Source organism: Profundibacter sp. (assembly GCF_056498605.1).
This window is the reverse complement of the sequence record NZ_JBSMEZ010000152.1, coordinates 1-9,140: the sequence shown is the minus strand read 5'-3', so window position 1 is coordinate 9,140 and position 9,140 is coordinate 1. Positions and strand designations below refer to the sequence as shown.

10 protein-coding genes are annotated in these 9,140 nt (G+C 55.9%); 6 read left to right on the top strand and 4 right to left on the bottom strand.

Translation table 11 applies throughout. The features are described from left to right. The 4 genes from ACWB12_RS15050 to ACWB12_RS15035 form a co-directional block, all read left to right on the top strand. A partial coding sequence (locus ACWB12_RS15050) for an adenine deaminase C-terminal domain-containing protein (RefSeq protein WP_479530912.1) occupies positions 1 to 1,075 on the top strand: 1,075 nt, incomplete at its 5' end. After that, a complete protein-coding gene (locus ACWB12_RS15045; protein ID WP_479530911.1) occupies positions 1,072 to 2,556 on the top strand; it encodes an AMP nucleosidase in 1,485 nt (494 codons plus the stop codon). The genes ACWB12_RS15050 and ACWB12_RS15045, both read left to right, overlap by 4 nt. 134 nt (positions 2,557 to 2,690) lie before the next feature. Then, a complete protein-coding gene (locus ACWB12_RS15040) occupies positions 2,691 to 2,981 on the top strand; it encodes an HU family DNA-binding protein (protein WP_479530910.1) in 291 nt (96 codons plus the stop codon). Positions 2,982 to 3,057: 76 nt separating this feature from the next. After that, a complete protein-coding gene (locus ACWB12_RS15035; protein ID WP_479530909.1) occupies positions 3,058 to 3,933 on the top strand; it encodes a DMT family transporter in 876 nt (291 codons plus the stop codon). A gap of 100 nt (positions 3,934 to 4,033) precedes the next feature. Here ACWB12_RS15035 and ACWB12_RS15030 read toward each other — a convergent pair whose 3' ends face one another. Together ACWB12_RS15030 and ACWB12_RS15025 are read right to left on the bottom strand one after the other, a co-directional pair. Then, positions 4,034 to 5,017 carry a hypothetical protein gene (locus ACWB12_RS15030; protein ID WP_479530908.1) on the bottom strand — a complete coding sequence of 328 codons (984 nt, stop codon included), beginning with the start codon at positions 5,015 to 5,017 and terminating at the stop codon, positions 4,034 to 4,036. Between the two features lie 151 nt (positions 5,018 to 5,168). Continuing rightward, positions 5,169 to 6,035, bottom strand: coding sequence for a LysR substrate-binding domain-containing protein (locus ACWB12_RS15025; protein ID WP_479530907.1), 867 nt, complete (start codon positions 6,033 to 6,035; stop codon positions 5,169 to 5,171). A gap of 111 nt (positions 6,036 to 6,146) precedes the next feature. Here ACWB12_RS15025 and ACWB12_RS15020 point away from each other — a divergent pair, with 111 nt between their 5' ends. Beyond that, a complete protein-coding gene (locus ACWB12_RS15020; RefSeq protein ID WP_479530906.1) occupies positions 6,147 to 7,334 on the top strand; it encodes a 2-aminoethylphosphonate--pyruvate transaminase in 1,188 nt (395 codons plus the stop codon). A gap of 44 nt (positions 7,335 to 7,378) precedes the next feature. Continuing rightward, complete coding sequence (gene phnX, locus ACWB12_RS15015) at positions 7,379 to 8,227, top strand: phosphonoacetaldehyde hydrolase (protein ID WP_479530905.1); 849 nt, start codon at positions 7,379 to 7,381, stop codon at positions 8,225 to 8,227. A gap of 45 nt (positions 8,228 to 8,272) precedes the next feature. Here phnX and ACWB12_RS15010 read toward each other — a convergent pair whose 3' ends face one another. Beyond that, positions 8,273 to 8,956, bottom strand: coding sequence for an HD domain-containing protein (locus ACWB12_RS15010; protein WP_479530904.1), 684 nt, complete (start codon positions 8,954 to 8,956; stop codon positions 8,273 to 8,275). After that, the coding region (locus ACWB12_RS15005; RefSeq protein ID WP_479530903.1) for a chorismate synthase at positions 8,940 to 9,140 on the bottom strand (201 nt) is incomplete at its 5' end. The genes ACWB12_RS15010 and ACWB12_RS15005, both read right to left, overlap by 17 nt.

Genomic DNA, 9,140 nt, shown 5'->3' with positions numbered 1-9,140 from the left:
GATTGCACGGGTGCGCCAAGGGATGAAAAGCATGATGCGGCTGGGCAGCGCGTGGTATGACGTGGAAACGCAGATCACGGCAGTGACCGAAAAGGGGTTGGATCCGCGCAACTTTATCCTCTGCACCGACGATTCACATTCCGGCACTTTGGTAAATGACGGCCACATGAACCGCGTGGTGCGCCATGCCATTGACTGCGGCTGTGATCCGTTGATCGCGCTGCAAATGGCGACGATCAACACAGCAACGCATTTCGGGCTGGAACGCGAGTTGGGCTCTATCGCGCCTGGGCGACGGGCAGATATGATCCTGACCTCGGATTTGAAAACTCTGCCGATTGAAACCGTGATCGCGCGCGGTGTGGTTGTGGCGCAAGACGGCGATATCAAAGTAGATTGCCCGCATCTGGATTGGCCGGATGATGCCCGCGGAACGGTGCATCTGGGCAAACACCTTGAGGCCACCGATTTCGAGATCAAGGCACCCGACGGGGCCAACGCGGTTAAGGCCAAGGTGATTGGCGTGGTCGAGAACCAAGCCCCGACCAAAGCACTGACAGCCGAACTGGACGTGCAAGACGGGCTGGTATTATCTGACGAGCCAAACGACGTCTGCCAGATCGCATTGGTCGAACGCCACCGCGCCACGGGCGATGTGGTGAACGGCTTTGTGTCGGGGTTCCGCTATAAGGGCCGGATGGCGATGGCCTCGTCCGTCGCCCATGACAGCCACCACATGATTGTGGTTGGCACCAGCCGCGCAGATATGGCCTTGGCGGCGAACCGTTTGGGCGAAGTCGGTGGCGGTGTCACCGTGTGGCAGGACGGGCGTGAACTGGCGCTGGTGCAATTGCCCATCGCCGGCCTGATGTCGGATGCTCATGCGGTCGAGATGGCAGCAGCGGCGCAAAATATGGTCGAGGCGATGGAGGCCTGCGGCTGCACCTTGAACAACGCCTATATGCAACATTCCCTGCTGGCCCTGGTGGTGATCCCAGAGCTGCGGATTTCTGATTTGGGACTTGTAGACGTGACAAAATTTGAACTGACAGAATTATTCGAGGAAAATAAATGAATACACCCGTGGCCGAGGCCGAAACCCTGACACCGCCAACAGTAACGCCCGAGGAATTCACCGATGCGAAAGCTGCGGTTGATCGTCTATGCGAATTATACACCACCGCAACTGAATTCCTCTGCGAGAATTTCGCGGAAACACTGGGGGGCAAGCGCCCCAAGGCGCGGATCAGGGCGTTTTATCCTGAAATCCGTATCACCACGACCAGCTATGCCCAGACGGACACACGGCTAAGTTTCGGCCATGTGCATGAACCGGGCACCTATGCCACCACGGTCACTCGGCCTGACCTGTTTCGCTATTATCTGAAACAGCAAATCGGCCTGCTGCTGGAAAACCACTGTGTGCCTGTCACTATTTGCCTGTCGCAAACCCCGATGCCGGTGCATTTTGCGGTGGCGGGACAAAAGAACATGACCGTGCCACAGGACGGTGCGATGGATTTCCCGTTGCGCGATGTGTTCGATGTGCCAGACCTGTCGACCACCAACGATGATATTGTCAATGGCTTTGGCTTTGAAAATCCCGATGGCTCGGGCCCGCTGGCCCCGTTCACGGCACAGCGGATCGACTATTCACTGGCGCGGCTGTCGCATTACACCGCGACCAAACCCGAACATTTCCAGAACCACATCCTGTTCACCAACTACCAGTTCTATTTCGAGGAATTCGAGGCCTACGCCCGTGCGCAGCTGGCGGACCCAAACAGCGGCTACACCAGTTTTGTTGGTACCGGTAATGTCAAAATCACCGACCCTGACGCACCAATGCCGCTGCCCGATAAGCAACCCCAAATGCCGACCCTGCATTTGAAACGCAAAGGCAAGGGTGGCATCACTTTGGTGAACATCGGGGTTGGCCCATCAAACGCCAAAACCGCGACCGATCACATAGCGGTTTTGCGCCCGCATGCGTGGATCATGGTGGGCCATTGCGCCGGTCTGCGAAATTCGCAATCGCTGGGGGATTTCGTGCTGGCACATGCTTACCTGCGCGAGGACCATGTGCTGGATGACGATCTGCCGATTTGGGTGCCGATCCCAGCATTGGCGGAAATCCAGATTGCACTGGAACAGGCTGTGGCGGGGGTGACCAAACTGGAAGGGTACGAATTGAAGCGCCTGATGCGGACTGGCACTGTGGCGTCATTGGACAACCGGAATTGGGAACTGTCCGATCAATCCGGCCCCGTGCAGCGCCTGTCACAATCGCGCGCCATCGCGCTGGACATGGAGAGCGCCACCATTGCCGCCAACGGTTTTCGGTTTCGGGTGCCCTATGGCACGCTGCTATGTGTCAGCGATAAACCCCTGCATGGCGAGCTGAAATTACCCGGAATGGCCAGTGATTTCTACACCACACAGGTCGCGCGGCACCTTCATATCGGTATTCGCGCAATGGAATCCCTGCGTGAAATGCCGCTGGAACGCATCCATTCTCGCAAATTACGCAGCTTTGAAGAGACCGCATTCCTATAAACGGGCGAAAAAACCGATAAAATGGGCGGAAAATGGGTAAAACCCACTACTAATCGTTGTGTCCTGCCTCAACATTCAGTTAAATACGCCTAATGAGGCCCAAGATGACGCGGGCAGAACAAGGAGACCTGAAAATGGCGACGAAACCAATGACAAAGACCCAGCTTGTAGCCACACTGGCCGAAGAAATGGGCACAGACAAGAAATCGGCATCCGGTGCACTGGATGCCATCATTGCAATTATCACACGCGAAGTTTCTGGCGGCGGTGCCGTGACCTTGCCTGGCGTTGGCAAAATCTATTGCCGCGAGCGTCCAGCACGCATGGTTCGCAATCCTGCCACTGGCCAGCAAATCCATAAAGACGCGGATAAAGTTGTCAAAATGACAATCGCCAAAGCGCTGAAAGACAGCGTAAACAGCTAATCCTTTCGGGCCTTGCGCACAAATGGAAAACCGATAGGGTCGCCCGATTGGGCGGCCCTTTTTGGTTGGAGGCACTATGGACATACGCGCGCTTTTGATGGGCCTGACATTTGCCTTTATCTGGTCCTCTGCATTCACCTCGGCGCGGATTATCGTGGCTGATGCCCCGCCGCTTGCATCGCTTGCGCTGCGGTTCTTCATCTCGGGAATCATTGGGGTAATTCTGGCGCGGATTATGGGCCAGACGTGGCAACTGACCCGTGATCAATGGCGCGCCACATTTATTTTCGGACTGTGCCAGAACGCGCTGTATCTGGGCCTGAATTTCGTCGCTATGCAAACGATCGAGGCCTCGGTCGCGTCGATCATTGCCTCGACCATGCCATTGATGGTGGCCTTCGCTGGCTGGGTGATCTTCCGTGACCGTCTACCGTGGGTGGCTGTGACGGGGTTGGCCATCGGCGTGATCGGTGTGGTAATCATTATGGGGGCACGGATAGAAGCGGGCGTGGATGTCTATGGTATCGCGCTATGCGGGGTCGGGGCTGTGGCATTGACCATTGCCACCCTGTCAATGCGCGGTGCCTCCAGCGGTGGCAATTTGATGATGGTGGTCGGGTTGCAAATGCTGGTTGGCTCGGCGGTGCTGGCAGTGGCATCCGCATCCCTTGAGGTGATCGAAGTGAACTGGACATGGCAACTGGGTGTGGCGATGGCCTATACCACGCTTGCACCGGGTCTGCTGGCGACGTGGATATGGTTTGCGCTGGTGGCGCGGATCGGGGCTGTGCGGGCCGCAACGTTCCATTTCCTGAACCCGTTTTTCGGTGTGGCGATTGCAGCTGCCTTGTTGGGCGAAACCTTGGGGATGATGGATATGATTGGTGTTGCGATCATAACCGTCGGCATTCTGGCCGTGCAATTGTCTAAACAGACCCCGTCACAAACCTGACTATATTGTGCCCGCCCATGTCTGGGCTGGCGTCAGTGAGCGCCCCGCGCCAGAGGTCGGAAAATTCATGTCTCCGGCGGAGGGCATTGAACACTAATTATCAGGAAACAGGGGCGTCTGCCGTTTCCGGTTTCTTACCACCAGTCCATCCCTTGGCCTTATCCACCAGCTTGCCGAACTTCTTGGACGCGCCGTCCAGTTTTGCTGTCCATTCCGGTTTCGGCTCTTGACCTTCGGTCACCTTAAAGAATGCCTGCAACAGGCAAGCGATTGCAAAGGGCTCGATCAGGGCAACCTTGGCGGCCCATGCAAACAGGATGGCAAAGACAAAGCTACCGGCAGATACTGTGCCGGGCATCATGTAAACAACCCCAGCGGCAGGGGCGAGCATGACCAAGAACACGACGAACGCTAGTGCATAGGATATCAACGTGATCCATGCCGCATTGATCAGCATTGGTTTGGCGTTTTGCCCATACAGCACTACGGCATCCCGCGCTGTTCCCCAAGGATTTTCCGAACGGGTGCGAAAGATTTGCGCCAAGATTACCTCGTCTATCAGGCCAACGGCAACCCGCAGAAAGGCCCGCACAACGCTCATAATTTTATCAAGCCCGGGAATAGGCAGGAAGGATGCAATGCCGTGGATCAGGCTGGTAATGGCCCGCACCACGCCTTTGACCAGTTGATCGATCCCGAACAGGATGGATGACTGGCCAAAGCGCTCTTTGACCATGGCTTGTGCATAGGCGATCTGGCCCTTGCCGTCGGGCAAATCACGCCCTTCCAGTAGTTCAACCATCACGGCAATATGGCCCGCCTTGACCATATACAGGATATATTCGCGTAAGAAATAGATCACGCCAGCGGTCAGCGCAAAGCCGATGCCGCCACCCCATATCGTGGCCGAGGCTTGAAAATCATTGTCCCCCATCGCGCCAACACCCCAGCCGATGCCAGCGCCCGTGCCGGTGACAATCACATAGGCGGCAGCGATGCCGAAATAAACAGCCATTCGGAACAGGATAAAGGGAAGTGTTTTGCGCATAAGCCGCATGGATACGCCGATAGAAAAATCTGCCATTTGTTAAAAACTCCTGTAATGAGCGGGTTTATGTCTGCCTAAAATAAATTTCGCGTTGTTTGCTTACTTGGTTAAATCCTAGCACCTCGGTAATAAAACTCACAAGTAAGCAATACCTGACCCTAGGGAAACTGCGCAAACTGTGCCGTTTTTATAACCGCTCTGGTTCAGCCAGCGCCATAAATGCCTTGATCAGTTTCCTGTCACGCCGTTCCTTTATACATATCAGCGCTTCTTGCATCATCGGCACGGGTGCGGGTAGGTTTATCGCAAACAGCCGCTCGTCCCGCCCGAATTCAGCGGTCGAGACAAAGCCGATGCCGTTGCCCGCCGCCACAATTTCCCGCACAGCTTCGCGCCCTTCGGCCTCGATAGACGGGATCAACGTTACCCCTGCGCCCTGTGCCGCCTGCTCCAGCTTTTGGCGGGTTTTCGATCCTTGCTCGCGCATCACCAGCGAGCATTCCGCCAAATCCTGATACGTCATGTCGGTTTTGCCATTATGCACCCCGCCCTTTGCCGCAAACGCCAGCAACGGGGTCGCGCCCAGCGGCACCACCTCTAGATCATTTGCATCGGTCAACTCGCCCAAGACCCCGACATCGGCGTGATAGGCATAGAGCGCGTCTGTCACCTCTTGCGAGTTTCCGACCTTCAGGGATATCCGCACATTAGGGTGGCGCGTCTGAAAGGTGCGCAGTATCGGCGTGACGTGGTATGCGGAATCGACGATGACACGCAATGTTCCTGCAACCAGCGCGCGGGATTCAGTCAGGAAGTCCAGCGCCTGTTGCTCATAATCGAAAAGTCGATTGGTGATCTCTAACAACTGGAGGCCCTTATCGGTCAGCGAAACCTGCCGTTTGTGGCGGTCAAACAGCAGGATGTCGTACTCATCCTCCAGTTTGCGTACCTGATCGGAAATGGCTGGCTGCGTTAGAAATAACGCCTCGGCGGCGCGGGAGAACCCACCGTGGACCGCAACATTGTGGAATGCGCGAAGTTGAACATATCGCATGGGGTCATCCTATAAATTAAAACGATACCTTGATCTAAAATAACGATTTTACATATGGAATGACAAGGGCCTATTCAGGGGGCGAAACGCACCACTTGCAGGGATAGAAAAATGCCTGAAACTGCCATAAAAATTACCCCGCCAAACATGGGCGAGCCTTATCTGCTCACCCCTGGCCCGTTGACCACCTCTTATGCCGTGAAACAGGCGATGTTGCGCGACTGGGGCAGCTGGGATGGCGAATTTCGCGTCGTCACCGCCGAGATGCGCAAAATGCTGCTGGATCTGATCAATGACACAGACGATGCATTTGATTGTGTGCCAATGCAGGGCAGCGGCACCTTTTCGGTCGAGGCGCTACTGGCATCATTCATTCCGCGTGATGGCAAGGTTCTGGTGCTGGCGAACGGCGCATATGGCAAACGTCTGGTGCAAACGCTGGAATATCTGGGCCGTGCCCATAGCGTGATCGACAAGGGCGATTATATGCCACCGCGCGGTGACGAGGTTACCGCCGCTCTACAGGCCGACCCCGAAATCACCCATGTTGTCGTGGTGCATTGCGAAACCAGTTCCGGCATCCTGAACCCGATCGCCGAAATCTCGCAGGCGGTTTATGCCGAGGGCCGCAAGCTGCTGGTTGATAGCATGAGCGCCTTTGGCGCCATCCCGCTGGATGTGACTGAAATCCGCTACGAGGCAATGGTATCTTCGGCCAACAAATGTATCGAAGGTGTGCCCGGTTTCGGCTTTATCATCGCCCGCAAGGACGAGCTGGAAGCCGCCAAGGGCCGCAGCCATTCCCTGTCGCTCGACGTCCATGCACAATGGGCCCATATGAACAAGACCGGCCAATGGCGGTTCACCCCGCCGACCCATGTGGTAGTCGCCTTCCTTGAAGCACTACGTGCCCATGTTGCCGAGGGTGGCGTGGCCGGACGGGGAAAACGTTACACCAACAACCGCGATGTGGTGGTTGTGGGGATGCGTGAACTGGGTTTTGAAACCTTGCTAAAAGACCGCTGGCTGTCGCCAATCATCGTGACCTTCTTTTGCCCCGCCAGCCCCGCCTTTGAGTTCGAGCGCTTCTATGAATTGATGAAATCCAAAGGCTTTATCATCTACCCCGGCAAGCTGACGGTCGCCGACAGTTTCCGCATTGGCTGTATTGGCCAGATGGATGGCGAAGTGATGCGCGCCGTCGTAGCAGCAGCTGCGGCAAGCCTGTCTGAAATGGGGGTCAACGATGCATCCCCGCCTGAATCTGCACTAATCGAGCGGGCCAAACTGGCCGCCTGAACCAACAACCTGACAAACGTAACGTGAAAAAAAAGGAAACCTTCATGTCTGGACCCTCTGAATACACTTTCTCTCGCACCTATCGTGGCAAAATCAAAGCAATGGTACTGGACTGGAGCGGCACATTGGCCGACGCCTATGTCATCGCGCCCGCCGTGGTTTTTGTCGAGGTTTTCAAATCGCAAGGCGTTGAAATTTCTATGGAAGAAGCCCGCGGCCCAATGGGTCTGCGCAAAGACATCCACATCAAGAAACTGACCGAAGATCCGGTGATCGCGGCGCGTTGGGAAACGATCAAAGGCAAGCCACCGACACAGGCCGATGTGGACGCTATGTTCGAAGAATTCGTTCCGGCGCAATTGGCCTGCCTGCCAAAATACACCGCGCTGTTGCCCGGTGTTAAAGACGCTGTAAACGGTCTGCAAAAGCAGGGCATCAAGGTTGGAGTTTCCACCGGCTTTACCCGTGTGATGGTTGACGTGTTGCTGAAAGACGTGATCGCCCAAGGCATCACACCTGATGCCACTGTGGCCGGTGACGAAGTGCTGAATGGTGCGCGCCCCGATCCACATATGGTGTTCAAAAATCTGGACCTGATGGGCATTGCCGATGTGAAATCCGTGGTCAAATGTGACGACACGGTTTCGGGTATCGGCGAAGCGATGAACGCTGGTTGCTGGGGTGTTGGTCTGGTGCGTTATTCCAACTACATGAACATCAACACGCTGGATGAAGAGGCCACATTGTCAGAGGCCGACATCGCCGCACGTATGGCCAAGACCCGCAAAATTCTGGAACAGGCCGGTGCGCATTATGTGATCGATTCACTGGTGGAATTGCCCGCCGTGATCGACGACATCAACGCACGTCTGGCACGCGGTGAAAAACCGTAAGCACAGTAATTAACGGCGGGGCCATTGATATTGGCCCCGCTATTTCTAGATTTCACTCCAGTCAGATGGCAGCGCAATACTCAGTTCGCTTGCCAGTTGGGTTAGAAATTCTTTCATCAAAACAATGCGCTGACGGGCAAGATATTTACCGCTATCCGTGTTCATCAGGGCCGGAAGCCGAAGAAGTTTCATCGGCCAGTGATCAATCGCAAAATTGCGATCATCAAGGTCGCGCGCTTGGGCAAACGGATCAGCCGCATCATATAGCGGGCGCCTCAAAGCAGCTGATACGACAAAGGTTCGGGCGATGCCGATAGCCCCCAACGCATCCAGCCGGTCCGCGTCTTGCAGTATCATCGCCTCAATCGTTTCGGGCGGGATGTTGGCAGAATAACTATGGGCGGCAATGGCGTGTTGAACCTGCGTGATTTCATCCCCCGTGTAGCCAAGACGTTGTAATACCGGTGCTGCCTTATCTGCCGAAAGGGTCGAGGATTTATACCGGTCCGTGTGGTCTTTGGGCAGGCTGACCAGATCATGCAGATAGGCTGTAGCGATCAGGATGCGAAGGTTGCCGCGTCCCTCGTTGTTGGCAATTTCACGGGCGTTCAGCCAGACACGATCAGCATGGGCCAGATCATGGGCTGTGTCGACCCCGTCGATATGGGTGCTTAATGCATGTCGCAGATCAGCCCGCAGGCTCGGCTCCGGTTCAGCCAATCTCGCCACCCGCATCGCCAACCTGACCGCGATGCAGCAGCACATGATCAAGGACCACGCAGGCCATCATTGCTTCGCCCACGGGCACAGCACGGATACCGACGCAAGGGTCGTGGCGGCCCTTGGTAATGATCTGGGTTTCCTCACCGGATTTGGTGCTGGTTTTGCGCGGGGTCAGGATGGAAGACGTGGG